The organism is Albidovulum marisflavi (assembly GCF_025751435.1).
Taxonomy (GTDB): domain Bacteria; phylum Pseudomonadota; class Alphaproteobacteria; order Rhodobacterales; family Rhodobacteraceae; genus Albidovulum; species Albidovulum marisflavi.
Genome location: NZ_JAOWKY010000004.1, coordinates 187,561 through 210,433 on the forward strand (window position 1 = coordinate 187,561; position 22,873 = coordinate 210,433).

32 protein-coding genes and 1 tRNA gene are annotated in these 22,873 nt (G+C 64.2%); 13 read left to right on the forward strand and 20 right to left on the reverse strand.

All coding sequences use genetic code 11. The features are described 5' to 3' along the window. Nucleotides 1-49: 49 nt before the first annotated feature. Nucleotides 50-1,027: a PhzF family phenazine biosynthesis protein gene (locus OEW28_RS14770; RefSeq protein ID WP_263735563.1), complete on the forward strand. Its 978-nt coding sequence runs from the start codon at nucleotides 50-52 to the stop codon at nucleotides 1,025-1,027. Here the strand turns inward: OEW28_RS14770 and OEW28_RS14775 are convergent. Continuing rightward, the gene (locus OEW28_RS14775) at nucleotides 979-1,722 is read right to left on the reverse strand and encodes a TetR/AcrR family transcriptional regulator (protein WP_263735564.1); all 744 of its coding nucleotides are present in this window, start codon (nucleotides 1,720-1,722) and stop codon (nucleotides 979-981) included. The two genes, OEW28_RS14770 and OEW28_RS14775, sit on opposite strands and share 49 nt — an antisense overlap. On the opposite strand from OEW28_RS14775, the gene OEW28_RS14780 reads away from it, so the two are divergent. From OEW28_RS14780 to OEW28_RS14790, 3 genes are all read left to right on the forward strand, one after another. Further along, nucleotides 1,696-2,502: an MBL fold metallo-hydrolase gene (locus OEW28_RS14780; protein ID WP_263735565.1), complete on the forward strand. Its 807-nt coding sequence runs from the start codon at nucleotides 1,696-1,698 to the stop codon at nucleotides 2,500-2,502. The two genes, OEW28_RS14775 and OEW28_RS14780, sit on opposite strands and share 27 nt — an antisense overlap. A gap of 26 nt (nucleotides 2,503-2,528) precedes the next feature. After that, nucleotides 2,529-2,762 carry a DUF1127 domain-containing protein gene (locus OEW28_RS14785; RefSeq protein WP_263735566.1) on the forward strand — a complete coding sequence of 78 codons (234 nt, stop codon included), beginning with the start codon at nucleotides 2,529-2,531 and terminating at the stop codon, nucleotides 2,760-2,762. 85 nt (nucleotides 2,763-2,847) lie between these two features. Continuing rightward, the gene (locus tag OEW28_RS14790) at nucleotides 2,848-3,297 is read left to right on the forward strand and encodes an ester cyclase (RefSeq protein ID WP_263735567.1); all 450 of its coding nucleotides are present in this window, start codon (nucleotides 2,848-2,850) and stop codon (nucleotides 3,295-3,297) included. A gap of 135 nt (nucleotides 3,298-3,432) precedes the next feature. On the opposite strand, the gene OEW28_RS14795 is transcribed toward OEW28_RS14790, so the two are convergent. The 5 genes from OEW28_RS14795 to OEW28_RS14815 all read right to left on the reverse strand — a co-directional run bounded on the left by OEW28_RS14795 (nucleotide 3,433) and on the right by OEW28_RS14815 (nucleotide 6,446). After that, nucleotides 3,433-4,137 carry an IS6 family transposase gene (locus OEW28_RS14795; RefSeq protein WP_263735773.1) on the reverse strand — a complete coding sequence of 235 codons (705 nt, stop codon included), beginning with the start codon at nucleotides 4,135-4,137 and terminating at the stop codon, nucleotides 3,433-3,435. Between the two features lie 136 nt (nucleotides 4,138-4,273). Continuing rightward, nucleotides 4,274-4,801 carry a GNAT family N-acetyltransferase gene (locus OEW28_RS14800; protein ID WP_263735568.1) on the reverse strand — a complete coding sequence of 176 codons (528 nt, stop codon included), beginning with the start codon at nucleotides 4,799-4,801 and terminating at the stop codon, nucleotides 4,274-4,276. After that, nucleotides 4,798-5,490: a glutathione S-transferase family protein gene (locus OEW28_RS14805; RefSeq protein ID WP_263735569.1), complete on the reverse strand. Its 693-nt coding sequence runs from the start codon at nucleotides 5,488-5,490 to the stop codon at nucleotides 4,798-4,800. Before OEW28_RS14805 ends, OEW28_RS14800 begins: the two co-directional genes overlap by 4 nt. A 72-nt stretch (nucleotides 5,491-5,562) precedes the next feature. Then, a complete protein-coding gene (locus OEW28_RS14810; protein WP_263735570.1) occupies nucleotides 5,563-5,931 on the reverse strand; it encodes a cupredoxin domain-containing protein in 369 nt (122 codons plus the stop codon). Continuing rightward, nucleotides 5,919-6,446 (reverse strand): DUF4142 domain-containing protein, encoded by a 528-nt coding sequence (locus tag OEW28_RS14815; RefSeq protein WP_263735571.1) that lies wholly within the window; start codon nucleotides 6,444-6,446, stop codon nucleotides 5,919-5,921. Before OEW28_RS14815 ends, OEW28_RS14810 begins: the two co-directional genes overlap by 13 nt. A 140-nt stretch (nucleotides 6,447-6,586) precedes the next feature. On the opposite strand from OEW28_RS14815, the gene OEW28_RS14820 reads away from it, so the two are divergent. The 3 genes from OEW28_RS14820 (at nucleotide 6,587) to OEW28_RS14830 (ending at nucleotide 8,621) form a co-directional block, all read left to right on the forward strand. After that, nucleotides 6,587-7,543: an AraC family transcriptional regulator gene (locus OEW28_RS14820; RefSeq protein ID WP_263735572.1), complete on the forward strand. Its 957-nt coding sequence runs from the start codon at nucleotides 6,587-6,589 to the stop codon at nucleotides 7,541-7,543. 137 nt (nucleotides 7,544-7,680) lie between these two features. Next, on the forward strand, nucleotides 7,681-8,043 hold the full coding sequence (locus tag OEW28_RS14825) for a hypothetical protein (RefSeq protein WP_263735573.1): 363 nt from the start codon (nucleotides 7,681-7,683) through the stop codon (nucleotides 8,041-8,043). Nucleotides 8,044-8,072: 29 nt separating this feature from the next. Next, nucleotides 8,073-8,621, forward strand: coding sequence for a carboxymuconolactone decarboxylase family protein (locus OEW28_RS14830; protein WP_263735574.1), 549 nt, complete (start codon nucleotides 8,073-8,075; stop codon nucleotides 8,619-8,621). A 245-nt stretch (nucleotides 8,622-8,866) separates the two neighbouring features. On the opposite strand, the gene OEW28_RS14835 is transcribed toward OEW28_RS14830, so the two are convergent. From OEW28_RS14835 to OEW28_RS14860, 5 genes are all read right to left on the reverse strand, one after another. After that, nucleotides 8,867-9,094 carry a hypothetical protein gene (locus tag OEW28_RS14835; protein WP_263735575.1) on the reverse strand — a complete coding sequence of 76 codons (228 nt, stop codon included), beginning with the start codon at nucleotides 9,092-9,094 and terminating at the stop codon, nucleotides 8,867-8,869. A gap of 186 nt (nucleotides 9,095-9,280) precedes the next feature. Then, nucleotides 9,281-9,955, reverse strand: coding sequence for a YcbK family protein (locus OEW28_RS14845; RefSeq protein ID WP_263735576.1), 675 nt, complete (start codon nucleotides 9,953-9,955; stop codon nucleotides 9,281-9,283). 147 nt (nucleotides 9,956-10,102) lie between these two features. Then, nucleotides 10,103-10,315, reverse strand: a complete 213-nt coding sequence (locus OEW28_RS14850; RefSeq protein ID WP_263735577.1) for a DUF6127 family protein — start codon at nucleotides 10,313-10,315, stop codon at nucleotides 10,103-10,105. Between the two features lie 19 nt (nucleotides 10,316-10,334). Next, nucleotides 10,335-10,859: a hypothetical protein gene (locus tag OEW28_RS14855; RefSeq protein ID WP_263735578.1), complete on the reverse strand. Its 525-nt coding sequence runs from the start codon at nucleotides 10,857-10,859 to the stop codon at nucleotides 10,335-10,337. Beyond that, entirely contained in the window at nucleotides 10,840-11,529 is a 690-nt protein-coding gene (locus OEW28_RS14860) for a recombinase family protein (protein ID WP_263735579.1), read from the reverse strand. Before OEW28_RS14860 ends, OEW28_RS14855 begins: the two co-directional genes overlap by 20 nt. Nucleotides 11,530-11,805: 276 nt before the next feature. Here OEW28_RS14860 and OEW28_RS14865 point away from each other — a divergent pair, with 276 nt between their 5' ends. Beyond that, nucleotides 11,806-12,075, forward strand: coding sequence for a hypothetical protein (locus OEW28_RS14865; protein WP_263735580.1), 270 nt, complete (start codon nucleotides 11,806-11,808; stop codon nucleotides 12,073-12,075). Between the two features lie 215 nt (nucleotides 12,076-12,290). On the opposite strand, the gene OEW28_RS14870 is transcribed toward OEW28_RS14865, so the two are convergent. Genes OEW28_RS14870 through OEW28_RS14880 form a run of 3 tightly spaced genes read right to left on the reverse strand, consistent with a single transcriptional unit; the run spans nucleotide 12,291 to nucleotide 14,271 of the window. Next, nucleotides 12,291-12,833: a phage terminase small subunit P27 family gene (locus OEW28_RS14870; protein ID WP_263735581.1), complete on the reverse strand. Its 543-nt coding sequence runs from the start codon at nucleotides 12,831-12,833 to the stop codon at nucleotides 12,291-12,293. Continuing rightward, nucleotides 12,830-12,988, reverse strand: coding sequence for a hypothetical protein (locus OEW28_RS14875; RefSeq protein WP_263735582.1), 159 nt, complete (start codon nucleotides 12,986-12,988; stop codon nucleotides 12,830-12,832). The genes OEW28_RS14870 and OEW28_RS14875 overlap by 4 nt, the downstream gene beginning before the upstream one ends. Beyond that, nucleotides 12,985-14,271: a site-specific DNA-methyltransferase gene (locus OEW28_RS14880; protein ID WP_263735583.1), complete on the reverse strand. Its 1,287-nt coding sequence runs from the start codon at nucleotides 14,269-14,271 to the stop codon at nucleotides 12,985-12,987. The genes OEW28_RS14875 and OEW28_RS14880 overlap by 4 nt, the downstream gene beginning before the upstream one ends. A 365-nt stretch (nucleotides 14,272-14,636) precedes the next feature. On the opposite strand from OEW28_RS14880, the gene OEW28_RS14885 reads away from it, so the two are divergent. Then, nucleotides 14,637-14,939 (forward strand): hypothetical protein, encoded by a 303-nt coding sequence (locus OEW28_RS14885; protein ID WP_263735584.1) that lies wholly within the window; start codon nucleotides 14,637-14,639, stop codon nucleotides 14,937-14,939. Nucleotides 14,940-15,098: 159 nt separating this feature from the next. Here OEW28_RS14885 and acpP read toward each other — a convergent pair whose 3' ends face one another. Together acpP and OEW28_RS14895 are read right to left on the reverse strand one after the other, a co-directional pair. After that, nucleotides 15,099-15,353 (reverse strand): acyl carrier protein, encoded by a 255-nt coding sequence (gene acpP / locus OEW28_RS14890; RefSeq protein WP_263735585.1) that lies wholly within the window; start codon nucleotides 15,351-15,353, stop codon nucleotides 15,099-15,101. Between the two features lie 862 nt (nucleotides 15,354-16,215). Continuing rightward, a tRNA-Ser gene (locus OEW28_RS14895) sits at nucleotides 16,216-16,305 on the reverse strand. Nucleotides 16,306-16,549: 244 nt separating this feature from the next. On the opposite strand from OEW28_RS14895, the gene OEW28_RS14900 reads away from it, so the two are divergent. The 4 genes from OEW28_RS14900 to OEW28_RS14915 all read left to right on the forward strand — a co-directional run bounded on the left by OEW28_RS14900 (nucleotide 16,550) and on the right by OEW28_RS14915 (nucleotide 20,317). Continuing rightward, nucleotides 16,550-17,374, forward strand: coding sequence for a hypothetical protein (locus tag OEW28_RS14900; protein WP_263735586.1), 825 nt, complete (start codon nucleotides 16,550-16,552; stop codon nucleotides 17,372-17,374). A gap of 70 nt (nucleotides 17,375-17,444) precedes the next feature. Beyond that, complete coding sequence (locus OEW28_RS14905; RefSeq protein ID WP_263735587.1) at nucleotides 17,445-18,677, forward strand: hypothetical protein; 1,233 nt, start codon at nucleotides 17,445-17,447, stop codon at nucleotides 18,675-18,677. Beyond that, nucleotides 18,674-20,026, forward strand: coding sequence for a cytochrome P450 (locus OEW28_RS14910; protein WP_263735588.1), 1,353 nt, complete (start codon nucleotides 18,674-18,676; stop codon nucleotides 20,024-20,026). Before OEW28_RS14905 ends, OEW28_RS14910 begins: the two co-directional genes overlap by 4 nt. Nucleotides 20,027-20,107: 81 nt before the next feature. Then, a complete protein-coding gene (locus OEW28_RS14915) occupies nucleotides 20,108-20,317 on the forward strand; it encodes a hypothetical protein (RefSeq protein ID WP_263735589.1) in 210 nt (69 codons plus the stop codon). Here OEW28_RS14915 and OEW28_RS14920 read toward each other — a convergent pair. The 4 genes from OEW28_RS14920 to OEW28_RS14935 form a co-directional block, all read right to left on the reverse strand. Continuing rightward, a complete protein-coding gene (locus tag OEW28_RS14920) occupies nucleotides 20,314-20,544 on the reverse strand; it encodes a ribbon-helix-helix domain-containing protein (RefSeq protein WP_263735590.1) in 231 nt (76 codons plus the stop codon). The genes OEW28_RS14915 and OEW28_RS14920 overlap by 4 nt on opposite strands. Nucleotides 20,545-20,585: 41 nt before the next feature. Beyond that, a complete protein-coding gene (locus OEW28_RS14925; RefSeq protein ID WP_263735591.1) occupies nucleotides 20,586-20,771 on the reverse strand; it encodes a DUF4169 family protein in 186 nt (61 codons plus the stop codon). Continuing rightward, nucleotides 20,771-22,165 carry a class II fumarate hydratase gene (fumC, locus tag OEW28_RS14930; protein ID WP_263735592.1) on the reverse strand — a complete coding sequence of 465 codons (1,395 nt, stop codon included), beginning with the start codon at nucleotides 22,163-22,165 and terminating at the stop codon, nucleotides 20,771-20,773. The genes OEW28_RS14925 and fumC overlap by 1 nt, the downstream gene beginning before the upstream one ends. 76 nt (nucleotides 22,166-22,241) lie before the next feature. Next, nucleotides 22,242-22,820, reverse strand: coding sequence for a class I SAM-dependent methyltransferase (locus OEW28_RS14935; protein ID WP_263735593.1), 579 nt, complete (start codon nucleotides 22,818-22,820; stop codon nucleotides 22,242-22,244). Nucleotides 22,821-22,873: the final 53 nt, after the last annotated feature.

The window sequence follows — 22,873 nt, forward strand, 5'->3', positions numbered from 1 at the left end:
CCTCTTTTCGCGAACCGGCCCTACCGGGTTGCCGGAAACTGCAAATGCGATGGAGACAACGATGTTGAAACAGAATGAAGTCAAAGCAACACCGGTTCCCGTTCACATCGTCAATGCGTTTACGTTAGAGGGCACCGGCGGCAATCCAGCCGGGGTCGTCCTTGACGCCGACGCGCTGGACGAGTCTGACATGCAGTCGATTGCCGCCCAAACGGGGCTGTCGGAGACGACCTTCGTGTCGCGTCACCCGACCGAAGGGGCGCGACTCGATTTCTTCACCCCGACCCGGCGCATCGCACATTGCGGCCACGCCACGGTCGCCGCCTTCGCGCTGATGCAAGCGGAAGGCCGGATCGCCGACGGACCTACCTCCAAGCAGACCGTGGATGGGCCCCGGCGGATTTTGGTTCGGCACGGGGCGATCTTCATGGAGCAGCGTGCGCCCCGCTACCTGACGCAGCCGGCCTGGGCCGGAACGGGCGTGACGCCGGCAGAGGTTCTGGCTGCTGTTGGCCTGTCCACGGACCTGCTCGACTCTCGTGTGGCCCCTCAGGTCGTCGATACCGGAAACCGGTTCCTGTTGATCGGGGTCGCGAACGCGGATGGCCTTGCCGAGATAGTCCCCGATCTGGAGGCGGTTGCGCGGATCAGCGACGCACTCGATCTCGTCGGATTCTACGTCTTCGCCGTCACCAGCGGGTCGGGATTCGCACACGCCACGACGCGTATGTTCGCCCCCCGATACGGGATATCCGAGGAGAGCGCGACGGGCATGGCCGCCGGCCCGCTGGCCTGCCTGCTGCACGACGTGCTTGGCGACCGACGAACGCATTTCGTGATTGAACAGGGTCGTTTCATGGCCACGCCGAGCGTCAGCCGAATCCTGGTCGATCTGGTGGTGGAGGGAAACCGGATAACCGGTCTCATGGCTGGCGGTGAGGGTCACGCCGTACGGACACTCCGGATCGATCCCAAGACTCAGTCCGGTGGCCGAGATGCCTTCTCTTCAGGACAGCAGAGCCAATGAGACACCAAAGCAACCTTTGCGTCCTCGTCGAGCCCCTGATCCTCGAGATCGGACCAGGTCTGGAAGCGCAGCGCGTGACGAATGGTCGGAGCGATATGAGGCTTGTCCGAGCAGGTTCCGTACGCCGCAATCAGGTCCGCCGCGACGCCTTCGAGAAAGGCCGCGAAATCTGCCATCGGTCCCTGCAAGGCCGGCACATGCGCGACGTCCTCATGGGACACGGTCCACATGCGGTGGGTACGCGAGAAATACCCGTAGAATGCCCTGACGGCCGCCTCGAAACGTTGGCCTGCATCGGCGATGTCGGCCCAACCTGCCGGATCCGGTGGTGGATTCTGCGACAGCCAGTGCGATGTGCAGGCCTGGAACACCGCGCTCTCGTCGGGAAAGTGCCGATAGACCGTCAGCCGCTGCACGCCCGAGCGTTCGGCGATCGCGCTGATCGTCGTGGCCCGCGGTCCGATCTCCTCGTGCAGCTGCATCGTGGCTTCCACGATCTTCCGGCGCGTCTCTTCCCGAGACTTGGCGCGCTCGCGCAGGCGGTAGGGGCGCTTCTTCTCTGTCATTCGGTGAACATGGATGATCATCGAAAGATTGACAAGGGATTTCGAATCGCCTATCCGCCAATTTGGAAGAACACGAACGTTCACTGAAAGTGGAATCTTGTCATGACGCCCATCACTGAACCCGTCCATCTCGACGCTCGTCACATCACCGATGCCTGGACGGCGCTGCCCTCCTGGCTGCCCGTGCCCGGCCTTGGCGCGCTGCCGATCAACGCGTTTCTTCTGAAGGGACGTGAGCCGGTTCTCGTCGACACCGGGCTTGCCGCGCTGTCGGATGCAATGGTCGATCGCCTGAGCGCCGAAATCGATCTCGTCGACCTACGCTGGATCTGGCTCAGCCACACCGACGCCGACCACATCGGCAATCTCGATCGCATCCTTTCCCTGGCGCCCAACGCCAGCGTCGTGACCAACTTCCTCGGCGCCGGAAAGATGGGAATGATGGGAAAGGGTAATCCTGAGCGGCTGCGTCTGCTCGAGCCCGGCGAGGTCTTCGAGGTCGGCGGACACCGCCTGCATCAGGTCAAGCCGCCCTACTACGACGCGCCCGAAACGATGGGCTTCTTCGACGAGGCCGACCGCGTGCTCTTCGCCGCTGACGCCTTCGGCGCGCTGCTGCCGGGCAGCGTCGATACGATTGAAGAGGTGCCGGAGGAGAGCCTGCGCGAGGGGCTGGTCGCCTGGTCGAGCGTGGATGCACCATGGCTGGCGCAGATCGACCGCGGATCGCTCGGCCGGATGCTGCGTGCGCTGGACGCGCTCGAACCCGCGCATGTGCTCTCGGGCCATCTGCCCGTCGCACATCGCCTCGACACCCTGACGGAGATCGTGCGCGGCGCCTATGGGCGCGGCACGACCGCTGCCGTCACCCCCGAAACCGCGGTCCAGGTCGAGGCGATCCTCGCCTGAGCCCGAATTCAGAACTGGAGACCGAGATGAATACCCTGATCTTGAACCCGTGCTGCACAGCCCCGCGCCCTCGCACCCTTCCGTTGCTCGGTGCCATCCTTGCCCGGATCCGGCAAGAACGGCGCGTCGCCCGCGACACCCGGCGCCTGGCGGAACTGAGCGATGACCTGTTGCGGGACATCGGGATCAACCGCGGCGATATCCCGCTCGCGGTCCGCTATGGCCGCGACCGGGACATCGAATTCGCGCGCTTCCGCTGACGCGCGGCGCTTCCATCGGTCGAAAGGCCCGCCCCGACCACCGCTCCGCCCCTCTTCAATCACCCTTCAATCAAGGAGAAATGACATGACGAACCCCATCATTGAAACCAACAAGGCGACCGTCGCCCGCTTCCTCGCCGGGACGCATTCGCCGAACATCGACGATGTGGCGGTGATCGACGATACCGTCGTTCCCCACATCGCCTGCCACGGCTTTCCCGGCTTTCCGAACGAGGAGTTTTTCGACCGTGAAAGCTACAAGGCGTTCTTCCGCATCTTCCGGCAGTCGTTCAGCGACATGAGTTTTGAGACTCTGAAAACGATCGCCACCGAAGATTTCGTCTCGGCCCACTGGGAAATATGGGCGACCCATTCGGGTGAATTCCAGGGCATCCAGCCGGATGGGGCCCGCGTCGTCTTCGACGGCATCGCTCTCTACCGGATGGAGGACGGCAAGATCGCCGAGACTTGGCTGACCATCAATGAACCTTTGCTGATCTCGCAACTGGGGAAGGGCCGGGCCCGCGCGGCCTGACGCAATGGCAAGCTCGACCCGATATGGGCCGGGCTTGCTCCTGAATAGAGGAACTGACCATGTGCCGTTTGAATGCAGAAAAGGGTGCTGTCAGACGGATTCGAACCGGTCTCTCCAAGGACAGTGTGACTGTCCTTATGCCGCGCCGATTTGACGCCATTCGGCGAGAGCGGCGGCACGGTTTTGCTTGAAAATGGCTCGGGAGGTGAGGTTGCGGTTGGTGTTGAAGTGGTTCGTGACTGAGGCGTGGACGGCGGCGAACTTCTGAAGACTTCGCACGCGCCGGAAGCGGAGCATCGCCCGCTCCCGTCTTCGGAACGAAAGATGGGAATTCTCCGCCCTTTTGTTCTCCCAGCGGCCCGTTTCCTGCCGGGCGCCGGCGCCGATCTCCCTGAGTGCGGCGCCGTAGGACCGAAGCCGGTCGGTCACGATCACCTCAGGCTGACCATGCTTTCGCATCGCTTTTCTCAGGAATTTCAACGCAGCCTTCTTATCGCGCTTCCTGGTGACGAAGCTTTCCAGCACCTCGCCCTCGTGATTGACCGCCCGCCAGAGGTAGTGCATCTCACCGTTGATCTTCACGAACATCTCGTCGAGGTGCCAGCGCCAGTGGCTCGAACTCGTGCCCTTGATCCGACGCTTTCGGATCTCGGCCGCGAACATCGGGCCGAAGCGATGCCACCAGAACCGGACCGTCTCATGGCTGACGTCGACGCCGCGCTCATGGAGCAAGTCCTCGACATTTCGGAGCGACAGCGGAAATCGGACGTACATCATTACCGCCAGGCGAATGATCTCGGGGCTCGTCTTGAACCACTTGAAAGGGCTGGGTTTGCTCATGGACAAACGCTCGTCAACGCCCTGACCCGCCTCAAGCCAAGTTTGTCTGACACTGCCGGTGAGATCACCCGCACCCCACCGAAATCCACCCCCACCCACGGCTGCACCCGCCAGCGCTTAAGATGATCGAGGGTCGTCACGAGTGCCACCCTTGTCGGCAGTTGGATCCGGTGGATGGTGATGACGAGGTGTCGAGGCGGAATTTGAGGAACGCAGTGCCTGAGTGCTTCTGACGCCCAACGGCCTGCGCACCCATCCGGTAGAGCGCGCCGAGGTTGCGGCGCGAGGGCGGCAGGAGGAAGGTGACGAAAGGGATGCGCGTGTCAGATCGCGCAAAATCAAGAGCGGTCCGCGTTATCCGCAGGCCAAGCCCGAAATCCTGCGGCCGCAACACGAGGCCGAAGTCCCATTCCTCACCTTTCCTCTGAAAGCCGCCCCAGCCGACATATCGGCCATCGGCCAGGAAGGCCCAGTGGCCGAGACCGTCCCGTGCCCAGCATGCCTCCTTGGCCGCCACGAAGGCCCGCGCCTCCGCCTCGCCCCAGTTGCCGGTCAGCCATGGCATATGCGCGCGCAGGCGCGGATCCGACATGTGCGCGACGAGGTCCCCGAGCGGCACCTCGGTCAGCCGCGCGAAGCGGAGGGCGGGGACGGCGCCGGTCATGCCGATTGCCGGAGCGTGAGGCAGGACGGCTCCATCATCCGCGACAGCGCGCTGTCCTTGCGGCGCAGGAAGTCAGCGAGCCTGCCGGGATACTCCGCCACGACCGCGTTCCGTACCGAAGGCCTCCCGGCCAGTGTGCGACGCCATTCGGCCATCCCCGGCAGGCCATCGAAGACGCCGAAATCGCCGATCCGGTCGAAGGTGTCGAAGTAGCGGAACACTGGCGCGAAGACCGCATCGACCAGGCTGAATTGCTCTCCGGCGAACCAGGGGCCGGGGCCAAGCTGGCCTTCCATCACCCGGAACCGGGCGTGGAGCGCCGCGGCCTTCCGCTCGAGCGTCCCGGAATCGGGGACGGTGTAAAACCCGGCGATGTCGTTCAGGCATTCCGAGGCGAAGCCGATCCACGCGCGGTGCCGCGCGCGCTCGACCGGATCGGCGGGATAGAGCGGATGCGGCTGCGTCTCCTCGAGGAATTCTAAGATCGCGGCGGATTCGAACAGCGCCGCCTCGCCGACCCTCAGGACAGGCGTTCGCCCGAGCGGCGAGAGCGCCAGAAACCAGCCGGGCTTGTTCGCCAGATCGACGGTGACGCGCTCGTGCGCCACACCCTTTTCGGAAAGCGCGATGGCGATTCGCTGGACGTAAGGACACAGCGCGTGGCTGACGAGGGTGATGGACAGGGACATTCTATTCTCTCCTAAAAATCTCGCGCGGACCGCCAAGGGGAGGCGGGGGATAGCGGGCGGCCCGCGCGCGCGTCAGGCGCCGGACCGGGTCCGGACGGTGACGATTCCCTTCATGTGGGGGTGATAGGCACAGTAGTAGGGGTAGTCGCCGGGCGCGTCGAAGGTGATGCGCCCGTTCGCGCCGCGCTCGAGCGTCCCGGTATCCCAGGCGCCGTCCTCGGCAGTGGCGGTGTGCGGCGCAAGATCAGTGTTGGTCCAGGTGACGCTGTCGCCGACCAGAACTTCGACCGTCTCGGGGTCGAAGGCGAAGCGGGCGATGCCTACCTCGACCTTGTGCGTGCCGTCATGGGCCCGCACAAGCCCCGGCAGCCCGGCCAGGGACAGGGCCGCGCCCAGCCCCCGGCCGAACCCGCGCCGCGTCAGGTGCGTCAGCCCGCGCACGTCAGCCCCGCGACCATGTGCTCGGCGTGCTGCTCATGCGCGCGGAAGGTGACCAGCGCATCCTCGAGCAGCGCCCTCAGCGGCGCCACCGTAACGGCGGGGATGAAGGTTTCGGCGACGGTCTGGTTGACGATCTGATGATAGGCCAACTCGTTCGTCGCGTAGGCGCAGTCGAAGGCGTTGCCGCTCAGCGCCATCAATTCGGCGCGCTTGGCCGCCGCGCCCTCGACGAGGGCCTGACTCAGCGCGTTGTCCTGCGGTGTCACGTTCAGCTCGGAGATCAGCGCGCCGGCCGCCTCGTTCACCGCCGTGTGGTCGCGGATCATCGTCTGGGCGAAGTCGCGGACCGCCTCATTCTCGGAAATCGCCAGCGCCAGATGTGCATAGCGGATGTCGAGCCCGCCTGCGGTGTAGGCGGTGTGGGCGATCTCGAGGTCGTTCATCGGCTCGTCCGCCTGAGCCGCGAGGCCGGTCGTGGCGAGGGCGAGCCCGAGGGCAAGGGTCAGGGTCTTCATGGGAGTGTCTCCGGGTTGGTGGTTTCAACGCCACCGGTTTGCCCGAGATGGTCCGGCGTTTGAATGCCGGAAAGTTCGGAATTTATGCTGGATCGTCCAGCCTTCTGGACGCGTCTGAAATTGCTGATAAACTATTGGCCATGTTGGACCTACTCAGCGACATCCTCACCCGCCTCTCGCTTCGTGGTACGCTCTATTTCCGAACGAGCTTCACGGAGCCCTGGGGCGTTCGCGTGCCCGCCTTCCGCGACGTGGCGCGTTTCCACTTTGCCTATCGGGGCGAGGCGCTGGTGCGTGTAGCGGGGGTGTCGGTTCCCGTACACTTGGCACAGGGCGACCTGATCGTGATTCCGCACGGAACGGCCCATGTCCTGTGCTGCCGTCACACCGGACCCGACGAGGCCCTGCCGCTGGACGACGTGCTGTCCCGGTCCGGGTTTCCGGGTCATGGGACGCTGGTCTGGGGCGGCGACGAAAGCCCGCGTGACACGCAGCTGATCTGCGGGCACTTCGCGCTCGCCGAAGGGTCCCGACACCTGCTGTTCGACCGCCTGCCCCCGTTCATCCACCTGCGCGGCTATGGCGAGGAGGCAGGCCCCTGGCTCGAAGCCACGCTCAAGGTCATCGGGGCAGAGGCCGGCGGCGCACGTCTCGGCGGCGATCTGATCGCCCTGAAGATGTCCGAAGCGATCTTCGCCCAGGCGATCCGCGCCCATATCGAGGCGGAGCACGAGACGGACTGTGGCGTGGCCGGTTTTGCCGACCCCCATCTGGCGCGGGCGCTGACCGCCTTTCACCGCGCGCCGACCGCCGACTGGACGGTCGCCAGCCTCGCCCGCGAGGCGGGGCTGTCGCGGACGGGCTTCGCCGAGCGGTTCTCGGATCGGCTCGGCGTGACACCGATGGCCTATGTGACGTCATGGCGGATGCAGATCGCGCGCGAGGCGCTGGCGGCGCAGGGGCTCTCGGTGGCCGAGGCGGCCGAAGTCTCGGGCTATGCCTCGGAATCCGCGTTCAGCCGGGTCTTCAAGAAGGAGATCGGCGTGTCGCCCGCCGCCTTCCGGCAGTCCGGCATCGCGCGTCACGAGGCGGCTTAGTGATGCGTCCGAACTCTCGGACGATCTGCAATACGATGCGGACTATCTGAAATTCATCGTCCGCAGCGATACCCTTAGGTTGGAGGCTACGACAGCGTCGCTCGTCGTTTGACCCCCAACCAAAAGGACCCTGCGCCATGCGCTTCGTCACTAAAACCATCCATGCCTGGCTCGACTACCCCGTAGCACTTGCCCTCATCGCACTGCCGTTCCTGCTCGGGCTCGGCACCTCAAATCCGCTCGCCCTGACGATCTCGCCGGTCGTGGGCGTCGCGGCCTTCCTGCTGACCGTGTTCACCGACCACCACCTCGGCGTGATCCGCGTGCTGCCCTGCAAGCTGCACCTCGCCGTCGATCTGGCAGTCGGCCTCCTGTTCCTGATCCTGCCCTTCGCGCTCGGCTTTTCCGGGCTCGATGCCGCCTACTACTGGCTGAACGGCGCAGCCGTCGTCGCGGTCATCGGACTCTCAAAACCCGAAACCGCGATGGTCGCGGCCTGATCCCTCTGCATATCGAAAGGACATATCCAATGGCTCGTATTACCCAGATCTCCGACGCCGCCGCCACCCCCGAGGTCACCGCACTCTTCACCGCCATCAAGGGCAAGATCGGCATGGTGCCGAACCTCTACCGCGTCGCCGCCAACCAGCCCGCGGTGCTGACCGGGCTTCTCGGCCTTGGGGAAGCGCTCGGACGCGGCGGATTCGACGCCCGCACCCGCGAGGCGATCGCGCTGGCCGTTGCCGGTGCCAACGCCTGCGACTACTGCGCCTCGGCGCATTCCGCGATCTCGGCCGGGCTGAAAGTTGCCCCTGAGGCGGTGGCGGCGCACCTCGCCGGACGAGCTGATGACCCGCGCACGGCGGCGATCCTGAAGCTTGCGGTCGCCATCGTGGTCGCGAAGGGGATGGTCGTGGACGCGGACCTCGATGCCGCGCGGGCTTCAGGGCTGACCGACGCCGACATCGTCGAGACGGTTGCGAACGTGGTGGCGAACATCTTCACCAACTACCTCAACCATGTCGCTGCCACCGACATCGACTTCCCGGTGGTCTCGGTCGGCAAGGCCGCCGCCTGAGGGGTGCCATCACGCGGCGGCTGCGAGATGCGCGGCCGCCGCCTCTACGGACATCCGTGTTCATAAAAATTCTACAACAAAAACAAATATTGCTCGTCTCAGGCGTGAACTTTCCAAGTTGCTGCCAAGGCTGCCCGCCAGATGCAAGCGATAAGCGAAACAAGGCCGCCGCACCTTTAGCCCAGCGATGCCCGCATCTCTATTGTTTCACTCAGGATCTGTCGCGCTGTGCTCAGACCGCTGCTTTATTGGCACGACCGCGCCTGATCCCGCATCACAGCGTAGTCCGCCAGCATCTCCGCGATCATCGATCCCTCCGGCAGCCGGGCCAGTTCCTCGGCCGCCCGCGCCCGGAATTCCCGGCCATACTCGACAACGGGTGCGCAGGTCCCGAACCCGCCCGTCTCGGAGCCGTCCGTCGCGCAGCCGCTCAGCAAGCTCGTCGCGATCGCGAGGACGGTGAGTCGCCGCATCCAGCATCTGGCTTTGGACATCATTGACCTTCTCCGTTGTCTCAAGGCGTTCGGCGAGGCGTCCCGCTCGCTCTCCAGTGCGCCGGAGCGACAGCAGGAACAGGAGCACGGCGAGCACGATGGCGCCGTAGCGCAGCGCCGCCCGCATCCATGGGCGCGTGGCGATCCCGGTGAGCAGCCCGCCGATCACCGCCGCCCCCGGCGCCAGTCATCGAGGCGAGCATAGATGGTGACCGCGATGCCGCCGAGCGCCACAAGGATGAACACCCAACGCAGGGTGTCGAGATACGGCACGAGCGGCAGGATCGCGGTCTGGGTCTCGGCGAGGACGCTCTGCGCCACCTCGACACCCGCGGCACCCAGCGTCGCCACACCGGCCGCCCCTCCCGCCTTCATGGTGCGGCTGTCGGCCAGCACTTCGCGCGCTGGCGGCGTTTCTTCGGCGAAGGCAGTCGCCCGGGCCGGAAACCGCTCGCCCCACTGGCGAGCGAGCCCGAGGTCGACATGCATGAACCCCGAGCGCGGATAGAAACCGAAGCCGAGAAACCCGACCTCCCATGCCGCCGCCTCGAACGCCACAGGATCGTGGTTCGTCATGGCGATGTCGAAGGCGGCGCCGTCGAGGTGCTTCGAGCGGGTTGCGCCGCCGACGGCGCGGTTGTGCTCGGGACTGCGATAGGCTGAGCGCACGATTAGCGGCTTGCCCAGCCGGTCGCGCAGCGCCTGCAGCTTGTCGAGCGCGGGTTCGTTGATCAGCAGCTTGCCGGTGCCCCGGCAGGCGATCTCGGCCGGGCTGAAGTTCGGCCAGCGCCAGGTGCCCTCAGGCACGTCGCGCCAATGGCGATGGAATGTCGTGGTCATGCGATCCTCCAGAAACAAAAAACCCGCCTCGAGGGCGGGTCATTGCGGGCTGATGAATGGGGTTGGGGCGCGGCTACGGACCGCCGCCGAAGATCTTGAGCTTGATGGCGATACCGGCGAGCAGCGCAAGCATGACGCCGGTGGTGATCATGCGGACGGCGGTCTGCATCGCAGTGCGGGCACCAGCCGGATGCAGTCGACGAGAGAGCGCAGATCGCGGATGTCGAGCGCGGCCTCGTCGCCGTCGAGCCCGACATCGGCCAGCGCGCGCTTCGCGCCTTCCTCCGCCGCCCGCGTCAGGATCGCCTCGAACTCGGCGTCGGGCATGCGCACGAAGCCCTCGGATCGGGGTGGTGTCATCGGATCCTCCTTCCCCCGCTCAGCCGATCTTGCAGCCCCAGAAGGACGTGTGGTCGGCGGCGAAGTAGCCGTCCGCGACCCGGAAATACCCCTGCAGCTCGACGGTATCGCCCGCAGTCAGCGGGACCATTGTCTGCAGCCAGATGGCGGTGGCGAGCGAGACGTGGGTGGCGGAGATTTCGCCGAAGGAGCCGCGGATTTCGGTCGTGCCGTTCAGCACCAGCCGCCCGCGCATGCGCGCTGTCGCGCTGGCGTTGATCTTGTAGAGCAGCGTCGCGCCGAAGAGGTAGAAGCCGTCCGCGGAGGCGACGAAATGGTTGTTCGCGGCGTCGAAGGCGCCCTGCACGTTGTAGTCGGTGTTGTTGATGCCGATCTTCGTCCAGGCCCCCACACCGACATAGTTGTCGTAGTTGGTGTGACGAGCGAGAGGCGGTTCACATAGGTGAAGCTGCCCAGTCCGTCGGCATTGCCCCGCCATCGGACCCATCCGGCCGAGCGTTCCTCGGCCGCCGCATCGGCGGATGTCATCGAAATAGATGGCCAAGCAGCGTCTTCACATTCCCCACATTCCATTTCCCGCCTCTCCGCGTCCTGATCCCCCTCAGCGTCAGCTCTGCCGCGATCTGCCTCAGGGAGGTTTGCCCCGCTGCCCGGATTTCAGCGACCACTGGTGCCAAGTCCGCCGCAAAGGCCGTCGCGTTCACCGAGACAGCTGCCCGCAGCGCCGCCCCACCTTTCCCAGCCCGCCGGAGCGCCGCAGCCCCGTTCGGGTTCCCCAGCTTCACGCCACGGGCCTTCGCGACCGCCAGTGCCTCCTTCGTCCGCCGAGAAATCGCCTCGCGCTCCTGCTGGGCGACGAGTGCCATGATGCCCACGGTCAGGTCGTTGGCCTCCGGCATGTCACAAGCGATGAACTTCACGCCGGAGTCCCGGAGGGTGAGCAGGAAAGCGGCATTGCGCGAGAGACGGTCCAGCTTGGCGATGACGAGCGTGGCGCCGGTCAGGCGGGCCAGTTGTATGGCCTTGCCAAGTTCCGGCCGATCGGGGTTGCGCCCGCTCTCGACCTCGGTGAAGCGGGCCAGGACCTCGGCCCCACGCGTTGCGGCGAAAGCTTCGATGGTGTTCCGCTGCGCCTCGAGCCCCAGCCCCGACTGCCCCTGCCTGGCGGTGGAAACCCGCTCGTAGGCGATGAACCGGGGCGATGGGGCTGTCATGGGCGGGGTGTACAAAACTGCCTGACGTTCGTTGCGCAGTTGTGTACCGTAGGTTTGAACGGTCTCGTAGTGAATTCAGCGGTACATTGCGCTCGCACGAGTAGCGCTTTCAGTTTGGTGGATTTGGGCTACGCGAGCGTTCAGATCTATGGTCTGGATGTCAGCTCAGCGGGACCAAACAGACTTTCAGGAGGTTGTAGGGATATTCGATCAGGACTGTTAGATTGAACGTCGCCGTGGCACAGCCAAAGCACGGCAAAAATTCATGGAGTCAACATGACTACAGTTGTCGTAACTCACGCGGTTGGGAACATGCAGACCTGGTTAGGCGGAGGAGAAGAGCGTACAAAAATCTTCTCCGGTTTCTGTACTGGCCACCGCATATTCAAGCATTCCAATCAAGACAGTGTCTCGATTGTCTTTGAGGGCGTAGACCTCGACAAGATGAAGGCGATACTCGGATCGCCAGAGGCCGCAGAAGGCAAGGCCAAACACACTGTGATCGATCCCATCGAAGTATACGTAGAGGTTGAGGGCGGCGCCTGAGCCTCTGAACGGGGGCCAAGATGTTGTATAAGGCTCAGCGCCGCGGGTGCGTAACCGGTGAAGTGCGCCGAGACTAGCTGACCCTAACGGGCCACTTAACCTGCCAAAGCCCACTAAGGGCTCAAAGTGGGCCGCTGGTGGCTCTCTAACGATGGAAGGAACCGGTCGGCGCTTCTCGGATCCTGAGAGCGGTACTCAGCAACGCGCTCCTTCCCCTAGATCCGTTCGTCGATGTTTATGCTGCCCTCTTCAGGCTCGATGAGATTGCCATCCTGATCGCGCACGGTGCCATCCGGTGACTCGAAGACGAAGCGGATCACGGTGGGTCGGTCCACCTGCGCGGTCGCATAGGCCGCGACCCGGGAGCGGGAGGCGGGCGTGATGCCGAGCTCGGCCATGTAGCGGCCCATCAGTTCGAGTTGCTTGTTGGCGACGGAGAGCCAGGGCGACTGCTGGACATAGCCAGAGGGCGTCTTCAGCATCACCGGGGTTTCCTTCAGTTTCTCCTCCGCCTCGGCCCAGCGGGCATAGGACTGGCAATAGGCAGCGAGCGCGGCCCGATCCACGGTCGTGACCACCCCCATGTCATGCAGCGTCGCCGCGATGCGCTGCCACTCTTCGCGCGCAAGCTCGGTCAGATGCGGGGGGCAGTCCGGCAGCCCCTCGGGCGGCACCGGTTCGGCCGCATTGTAGCCCCGTTTGCCGGGGTTTCCATCGAGACGGCGGATGGCCGTCGGCTTGGGTTTGCGGCCCCTCATCTGCGCCTCCCAAGGCCGATGTTGAGCCGAGCCCGCCAGAGACCGGCGCAGGTGAGCCAGGCCGAGACGGGGGCGCCAAGGCCCACCACGGGGCAGAGCATAAGCTGGAGCACAATGCCTGGCAGGCAGCGGCAGATCGGGGGCAGGCGGGTCATGGCCGTCCTCCCCTGCGTTCCTGCGCCACCTCCGCGAAACTCCGGTCCTCCCCTTCAAGAACCGCCTCCTTGCCGGTGAAGGCCTGCCAGCGGGTGACCGCGACATCGACATAGGCCGGATCGAGCTCGACCGCGTGACAGGCGCGCCCCGTGGTCTCGGCCGCGATGAGCGTGCTCCCCGAGCCGCAGAAGGGCTCGTAGATCGCCTGTCCGGGCGAGGAGTTGTTGAGGATTGGCCGGCGCATGCACTCCACCGGTTTCTGGGTGCCATGCACGGTCTCCGCGTCCTGGTCCCGGCTCGGGATCTGCCAGAGCGTGGTCTGCTTGCGGTCCCCGCTCCAATGCCCTGCCGCCCCTTTGCGGACCGCGTACCAGCAGGGTTCGTGCTGCCAGTGGTAATGCCCCCGGGAGAGGACCAGCCGTTCCTTGGCCCAGATGATCTGCGACCGCACATCGAAGCCCGTCGCCGCGAGGCTCTCGGCCACCGTCGAGGCATGGAGCGCCCCGTGCCAGACATAGGCAACATCCCCGGGGAAGAGCGCCCAGGCCTCGCGCCAGTCGGCCCGGTCGTCGTTCAGGACCTTGCCCACGCGCTTCGTCTCCGAGGCGCCCGCGCGATTGCGCCAGCCCGGATCGTACATCACCCCGTAGGGCGGATCGCTGACGAGAAGATGGGGGGTGATCCCGTCGAGAACCCGCGCCACCGTGTCCCGGTTCGTGGCATCCCCGCAGATCAGCCGGTGCCGGCCGAGGATCCAGAGATCGCCGGGACGGGAGACGGGCTCGGCGGGAACCTCCGGGATCTCCTCCTCGCGGGGATCGGCGAGGGCACTCTTCAGGAGCGCGTCGATCTCACCGGCCTCGAAGCCGAGGGAGCCGAGGTCGATGCCAAGATCCGCGAGGTCGCCTGCTTCCAGGGCCAGCAGTTCCCTGTCCCATCCCGCCTGTTCGGCGAGCCGGTTGTCGGCGAGGATATAGGCCCGCTTCTGTGCCTCGGTGAGATGGGCGAGCTCGATCACCGGCACCTGGCTGAGGCCGATCTTGCGCGCCGCCAGCACCCGCCCGTGCCCGGCGATGATGCCGTTCTCGCCATCGTCCAGAACCGGGTTGGTGAACCCGTATTCCCGGATCGAGCCCGCAATCAGCGCGACCTGCGGCTCGGAATGCGTGCGGGCATTGCGGGCGTAGGGGATGAGATCCGCGACCGGCCGATACGCGACCGCCAGTCCATCCCCGGGAATGCACGCTCCGCTCTCCGTCCTCCGCTCCGCCCTTGCCGCCATCCTGCCCTCCGAACCCCCCGTTCCTTATTTTGCGGGGCTGCCTGCCTCGGAGCCACTATATCGCGACCGATAATATCCTAACAGATTGACAATAAATGACATTTCGAGACAGGAGGCGACAGTGCGCGACGCGGCGAAAAGTGGCGAGACCACTGGCGTGACACATGCAACAGATGCGACGGAAGAAATAGGTAATCCCTTCACACGCGCGCGTGAAAGAGTAATGGGTTTCTTCTGTCACACCTGTTGCAGGGGCCCCGACGGCACCCGCCCAAGAGTGCGGACATGCCGCAATCCCGGGTCTTGAGCCGTAGTCAGGATCGGGTAGAATTTCGACACGGTGAACCTTCTGCGGAGGTGGTGTCATGCATCGTGATCTGAGCGTGCAGCGCAGGGCCCTGAGCAAATCCTATCGGCTTTACCTGGACGCTGACCGTCGTTGGACAGTGGCGGTTCAAGAGACGAAGTCCTGGTTTTCCGGCACGACACGTCCACCCACAGCCTTCCTTGGCGATCCAGGCTCGCGGGTGCGGCGGCTCTACGACGCCCGCGACCGGGCGTTGCAGCGCTTGCTGGTCGCACGAGGGAAGCTCGAAGAGGCGCGGCGCCGTCTCAGGGACCGGAAGAGTTCAAGTGGTCGCACCCTGTACCTGATCATGTCGTCCTGAACGGCCAGACGCCCCTCCGGCCCAGACCAAAGACGGTTCTGAACCCGGGCAACATCAGGGAGTAGCGCAATCGTTCCCCCCCCCCCCCGCGGATCGCGGCGGGAAAGTGCCATTTGCCGTCGCGATGGCGCCTGTAAGACCTCGGCCCCTTTGCGGACTTCAGGCGACCGACCCTGCGAGATATCGGTTGGCGCGGACGTAATTGACTGCCGCCCCGAAGGTTCGCAGGGTCTCGACGACGTCGTCCGGGATCTCCATGTCCAACTCGTGCTCGAAGGCCATCATCAACTCGACCGTTTCGAGGCTGCCGACGCCAAGGTCCTCCACGAACCTTGTCGCGGGCGTTATGCTCTCGGCGTCGATGTCGAGGATCCGGGCGGTAAGAAAACGAAGCTGAATTTCCGTATCGGGCATTGTGCAGGTCCTGGGCTGTCCATGTCATGCAGTGCCGGGCGGCCTCAGGAGGGTAGCATCGATGCGGCTGCCGGACGAAGGAAAAACCCGTCCCCGGGTCGCGCGTGAGCGGCTTTTCGCGGTCGCGGCTTCATCGACTCCCCAAGGATGCGTAGCGCATCGCCCCCGCATCGAAGCTCAGCCTGATCTGGCCCTTCTCGAACCCGTAGAACTGGGTGTGTTCTTGCCCTGTATTTGTTCGGATTTTTTCTACTAGCCATTCCCGGCCTAGCGTTCACTGGACGAGTTCTGTGTGTCGTGTCTTACGATCTTGGAATTCTTGCGCGGTGATTTCATCGAGAAAATTTTTGTTGGTTGTTTGGAATGGCGCCCTTCGTCGTCAGTACAGGGACCTGACTGGTGTTTAAGTAGGCCCCCAACACGGACCCGAACTGCGGACCAACTGATTACAAATCAGTTGGTCGAATGTCCGCTTCCTCCGATCTTAAATGAAAGTGGCGTGTTCGCAGCGAATGACCGGAATCCGCCCAACTTGCCGGGATCGACGCCGGCCAAATCGGCACATCGACCGACAATGTGAGCGATCTTCGATCAGCGAATGTTCGATTTCTGTTCCATTCGGCCGAACGCGACTGGCATCGAAGTGTTCAGGTTGGCCACCAGAAAAACAGCAACTTTTCAGCGGGTTGCAAGCTACTCACCAAATCGGCGCAGTCATCAGCTTCAGAGAATATCGGCCCGCAGAGAACGATTTTGGCCAGTCGCGGCGCAACGAGGTGAACAGCCATTCCCGCATAACCCTCTAAAACAACGAGAAATTTTGCCTCATGCAGCGAGCGGAGAACGGATTTCCAAGGGCGAGTGGCGGAGAGGGTGGGATTCGAACCCACGGAACCCTTGCAGGCTCAACGGTTTTCGAGACCGCCCCGTTCGACCACTCCGGCACCTCTCCGCGTCTGGGGGTCGTCGTGAGGGCGGGGTTTATCCGGCCCTTGAGGTCAGCGCAATACGTTTTTCGCGGGTCCCAGACGATTTTCGATTCCTTGGTGTTTTCGGCGCGGCAGCGCTGGTGAATCCGGGGCTTGCCCGCGGCCCATTCTTGGCGCCCTTGTCGTTTTTTCCAGTAAGGTATCCGTTTCGCCTTGAGGGCGGGGCGGGCAGCGACTACGTCAAAGGGGCGAATATGGGAAAGCCCAATGCTCCTTCGAATTCTGAGACTCGCAGTGATGGTTTTGGGCTTGGTGTCCGGCGCCGCGATGGCGCAGACGGACTCCGAGGCGGTGTCCAACGCCTTGGCGCTGCCCGAACTTTTCGACATCATGCGCGAAGAGGGGATCGCCTACGGCAACGACCTTGAGGAAGACCTCTTCACCGGCGGCGGCGGGCCAAGATGGCGGGCAGAGGTCGCTGAAATCTACGATTCGGAAAAGGTCTATCAGGCATTCTTCAAGCGGTTCGCGACCGAGTTGCCGCAAGACGGCGTCTCTTCGATGCTGAACTATCTGACCGGTCCGGAGGGTGCCCGCATCGTCCAGCTTGAGGTCGACGCGCGCCGCGCCTTTCTGGACGATACCGTTCGAGACGCGGCAGAGGCCCGCGTCGAGGAAATGGCAGCGGCGGATGACAAGCGGCTTGCCCAGATCCAGCGCTTCATCACCTCTGCCGATCTTCTGGAAGGCAACATCGCCAACGCGTTGAATGGCAGTCTTGCCTTCTATCGCGGCCTGGCTGCCGGAGGCGCGCTTCCGGAAAGACTGGATGAGGGCGAGCTTCTGGGGCAGGTCTGGACACAGGAACCCGATATCCGAGAGGAAACCGAGACCTGGTTGCTGTCCTATCTGGCGACTGCCTACGCGCCCCTTTCGGACGAAGAACTGGATCGCTACATCAACTTTTATGAAACCGACGCCGGCCAGGATCTGAACCGGGCGCTGTTTGCTGCCTTCGATGACGTGTTCACGCAGATTTCCTATCAACTGGGACTTGCGGCGGCACGGCAACTTGTCGGGCAGGATCTTTAAGACCCGCGCAGTCGTGCTTTAATTCCGCCGCCATTTGCCGCTAGCATCCTCTGAACGAAAACGGGGCGAGATGCAGTCAGGGCGTGACAGGGCGGTGCGGTTGCGGCGGGTGTTCTACATCCCCGGTTACGACCCCTTTCCGCCTCGGCGATACCGGGAGCTTTATCGCAGTGAAGGCGCCGCGCAGGCGCGGGTATCGGGTTATGCGCTGGATGTCAGGGGCTTGCCTGGCCAGTCGAACCGCTGGCAGGCGCGGTTTGCCGAATCCGGGGCGGAAAGCATGGCCGAACTGGAGGTTCTGCTATGGGACGATATCGTCCGGGGCTCGATGAGCCGGTCCATCCCAGCAACCTACGTTCAGGCTTTGCGGACGGCATGGGTGTACCTTTCCGGGGGCGCGTTCTTTCGCCTCTTGCGCCTCAGGAAGGGGCCGATGATCGCGGCCCTTTACCCGGTTGCGCTGTTGTTGCTGCAGGCGGCGGTGGCGGGGCTGGCGGCAGTCGGTGCGAACCTTGCGGTATTGCACTTGCTCGCAGACTGGGCCTTCCCATGGGCCCAGGCGTTCGCGGCGCTTCCGGCGGTTGCGGTGTTCGCCGGCACGCTCGTGGTGTTCAGGCACTGGGACAACCGCGTCTTTGCGTACTACCTCATGCACGACTACGCGTTTTCGGCCCTTGGACGTGGCGCCTACTCATCGTCGCTGGAGCATCGGCTAAGGACGTTTCAGGCCAGACTTGCCGAGGCGCTGCGCGACGAGGCTACGCAAGAGGTTCTGGTCGTTGGCCATTCATCGGGTGCGCACCTTGCAGTCTCGGTCCTGGCCGATCTGATCCGCGAGGGCAAGGTGCCCGCAGGCGGACCCGCGCTGTCGCTTCTGACGCTCGGCCATGTCGTGCCGATGGTGGCTGTGCTGCCGGAGGCAGCGCGGCTCAGGCGCGATTTGCGCTATCTTTCGAAGCGCGATGAGCTGACTTGGGTCGACGTTACCGCGCCAGGTGACGGCTGCACCTTCGCCTTGTGCGATCCGGTGGCGGTTGTCGGCGTGGCTGAGCCTGGCAAGCTCTGGCCACTCGTGCTGTCGGCGGCCTTTACGCAAACCCTTAGCGCCGACCGGTGGCGGGCACTACGCTGGCGCTTCTTTCGGCTGCATTTCCAGTATCTCTGCGCCTTTGATCGTCCGGGCGATTACGACTATTTCCGCATCACAGCCGGGCCGCTGACGCTTGCCGCGCGGTTTGCCGGTCGCGCTGCATCCCAAAGTCGGATCGAGCGTGCGATCGTGAGATTCAGGGACGCCGCATGACGCCGCCCAAACCTCAGGCGCGGCCCGACCGCGTGCCGCTTTGGCGCTATTTGAGGCTTTTCCGCCAGGACATCCTTTCGGCGCAGCCTGCCAGGCTCTATCGCGCATGGATGGCCGAGTTCCGCACACCATTCTTCCGGTCCTACCTGTGCAACGACCCGAACCTGATCGGGCTGGTTCTGAAGGAAAGCCCCAGGCAGTTTCCGAAATCAATGCGGGTGGCCGAGGGTCTTCGGCCGCTTCTGGGCAACTCTGTCTTTCTGACCAACGGCGACGAGTGGGAGCGTCAGCGCCGCATCATCGATCCGGCGTTCGAGGGCGGCCGTTTGCGCGACACCTATCCGTCGATGCTGGAGGCGGCCGAGGCCGCGACAGCACGGCTTCTGAAATCCGCCCAAACGACGGTAGAGATCGAAGAGGAAATGAGCCACGCCGCGGCTGACGTCATCTTCCGAACGCTCTTTTCGATCCCGATCGAGCATCAGGTTGCTCGTTCCGTTTTCACCCGCTTCAGGGACTATCAGCGCAGCCAGCCGCTTCTGAACCTCGCGGCCTTCCTGCCGCTGCCGCGATGGGTGCCAAGGTTTCACCGTCGGCGCACTCTGGCTGCCGCGCGCGAAATCCGCACGCTGATCGGACGGCTGACGGCTGATCGCATGACCGCGATCAATGCCGGGGCTGCGCCTGATGATCTGGCGACCAAGATCATGACTGCACGGGACCCGGTTACGGGGCAGGCATTCTCAACCGAGGAGATGGTCGACCAGGTCGCGATCTTTTTCCTGGCGGGGCACGAAACGTCGGCATCCGCCCTGGCGTGGACGCTTTATCTGCTTGCGACGCACCCGGCGGCGCAGGCCCGGGCAGCCGCAGAGGCTGAATCGCTGCCCGAACGCCCCGAATTCTCCGACGTCACGCGGCTAGGGTACATCCGTGATTGCTTCCGGGAGGCGCTGAGGCTTTATCCCCCCGTGCCTATGATGGTGCGTCAGGCCTCATGCCCCCACCAGTTCCGCAACCGTGACATCGGGCAGGGCGCGCAGATCGTGCTTTCGCCCTGGCACGTTCACAGGCACGAACGGCTTTGGGATCGGCCAGACGAATTCGATCCCGAACGCTGGCAAACCGAGGCTGGGCGCGCTTCGGCGCGCGCGGCCTATCTGCCCTTTTCCTCGGGGCCGCGCGTCTGCACCGGGGCGGGCTTCGCGATGATCGAGGGGCCGCTGATCCTGGCCATGCTTCTGCGCCGATTTCAGTTCACGCCGGATGGACCGCCGCCGATTCCGGTTGCCCACCTGACGGTTCGCGCCCGCGACGGCATACGCCTGGGCATTTCAACGCGTTATTGACCATGCTTCGCGTTTCACGTTGCCATCTGCCGCCACCACCATCAATCATCTTACTGATCGCTTGAGCGAGGAGGGCTTTCGATGCGTTCGGATCAGGATAGCCGGCAGGGAAAACCGATCGCCTTCATACGTGTCGCGGTGCCCGCCGGTCGCTGCGTGTCGCCTGCGGTTGAACCGTCGGTTCCAAGGCGCCTGTCGAAAAGCGAGCTTGTGGAACTGTTCGCGGCTGATCTGCGCGACCCGCTGCCATGCTGGCTAAGCTCTGCGAAGCGCGCCGGCCCCGAGGGTTAGGAACGCGCGGCCAATTGCGCCTCCAGGTCCTGCAGAACGAAAAGGCGGATCGCGGTCGCCAGGCCCGCGTCGCCGTCACGGGCGTCGTCGATTTCCGCGGCCAAGGCGTTCAGGCCCACGCCGCGCCGGGCTGCAATCCGGCGGAAGGCGCGCCAGAACGGTTCCTCAAGCGAAACCGAGGTTCGGTGGCCGTGCAGCGTAAGGGAGCGTTTGACTGGGCGCGACATGTGGAAATGCTAGGTCGTGGCGAACCGGGCGGCAAGGATGCTCAATCGTCCTTGCCATCCCGCTTGTGGCCATCAAGACGAGTGCGTTCCCGTTCCGCCTGCGCCGATTGAAGATCGCGTTCGGCCTTGGTCCGGCCGAACTTCGCGGCATTGGTGTCGCCCTTCGCGCGGGCGGCCTTTCGGGCCGCCTGCTTCTTTGCCATGCGAAGGTTGACGACCTCGCCCATTAGCCCTTCGGTCCGATCATGTCCTCGGGGCGCACCACCCGGTCGAAGGTCTCTTCGTCGACGAACCCGAGTGCGATCGCCTCTTCCTTCAGCGTCGTGCCGTTCTTGTGCGCGGTCTTGGCGACCTTGGTGGCGTTGTCGTAGCCGATGGTCGGCGCCAGAGCCGTCACCAGCATCAGGCTTTCCTTCATCAGCTTCTCGATGCGCGCGGTGTTGGCCTGCGTGCCCACGACCATGTTGTCGGTGAAGGACCCAGCCGCATCCCCAAGCAGTTGCATGGACTGCAGCACGTTGTAGCTCATCATCGGGTTGTAGACGTTCAGTTCGAAATGACCCTGCGAACCGGCGAACCCGATGGCCGCGTCGTTGCCCATGACATGGGCGCAAACCATGGTCAGCGCTTCGGCCTGCGTCGGGTTGACCTTGCCCGGCATGATCGAGGAACCGGGTTCGTTCTCCGGCAGGATCAGCTCGCCCAGGCCCGAGCGCGGACCCGATCCCAGAAGCCTCAGGTCGTTCGCGATCTTGAAGAGGCTCGCCGCCACAGTCTTGAGCGCGCCGGAAAACATGACCATCGCGTCATGGGCCGCCAGAGCTTCGAACTTGTTCGGCGCGGTCACGAAGGGCAGGCCGGTTATGTCGGCGATTTGCGCGGCCACGCGGGTATCCCAGCCGACCTTGGTGTTCAGCCCAGTGCCGACCGCAGTGCCGCCCTGCGCCAGTTCGTAGATGTCAGGCAGGCACGCCTTGACCCGCGCGATGCCCTTTTCCACCTGCTTCGCGTAGCCCGAGAACTCCTGGCCCAGCGTCAGTGGGGTCGCATCCTGCGTGTGCGTGCGTCCGATCTTGATGATGTCCTTGAATTCTTCGGACTTGGCGGCCAGAGCGCCGTGCAGTTTTTCCAGTCCCGGCAGCAGAACGTCACGCGCCATCATGCCGATGGCCACATGCATCGCCGTCGGAAAGGTGTCGTTCGAAGACTGGCCCATATTGACGTGGTCGTTCGGATGAACAGGCTTTTTCGAGCCCTTTTCCCCGCCCAGCATCTCGATCGCGCGGTTCGAGATGACCTCATTCGCGTTCATGTTCGACTGGGTGCCCGAACCGGTCTGCCAGACGACCAGGGGGAAGTTGTCGTCGAACTTTCCCTCGATGACCTCTTGCGCCGCTGCGGCGATCGCCTCGCCCAGTTTCGGATCGATGTCCCCTTGGGCGACGTTCACCAACGCGCAGGCCTTCTTGATCACGCCAAGCGCCCTGACGATCGCGACGGGCTGTTTTTCCCAGCCGATAGGAAAGTTCATGATCGAGCGCTGAGTCTGCGCCCCCCAGTACTTGTCGCTGGGAACTTCAAGCGGGCCGAAGCTGTCGGTCTCGGTGCGGGTCGCGGTCATGTTGCTGGTCCGTGCTGGAAAATTCGCGACCTGAGTAGAGGATTTCTGCCTTGGTCTCAAATGTGAAATCGGACCGTTAGCGTGCGACTACGGAAATTTCTGCGCTGCGGCGGTAGATGTAGACGCGCGCGGGCGGAAGATTTTGCCAGATGCGCCGGCCGGACCAGGCGACGATGTCAAGTGCCTGGCGCACCTCTTCGGCCACCGGCGGCTTCGTTCCGTAGGTAAACTGGACCAGGCAGCCACCGGGACGCAAGGCGGTGAAGGCGGCCGAAAGGATGTCGTGCTGAACCGGCTCGGGGATCGACAGAAGCGGCAGGCCGCTGACCACCGCCGCCAGGCTTCCCCTGAAATCCAGCGCGGCCTGCTGCGCGGGGCGGTTCAGCACCTTCACGCCGGGAAAGTTCAGCCGCAGAAGGTTACAGAAGGCGCCGTTCATCTCGTAGAGTACAAGATCACGGGGCGGAACGCCGCGCGCCAGGATCTCGCGCGTGATCCTGCCGGTGCCCGGGCCGAATTCGGCGACAGGCCCATTGCCCGGTGCAAGGGGTGCGGCCATGGCTGCGGCAAGGCTGCGCGACGAAGGCACTACCGCCGAGATTTCGCGCGGATTGCGCAGAAGCTGACCAAGAAACAGCGAAAGATCCTTCGACATGGCGAAGTCTGCTATTTGGGACCTGGGAAGGCCCGGCCGAAAAGGCCGGGCGT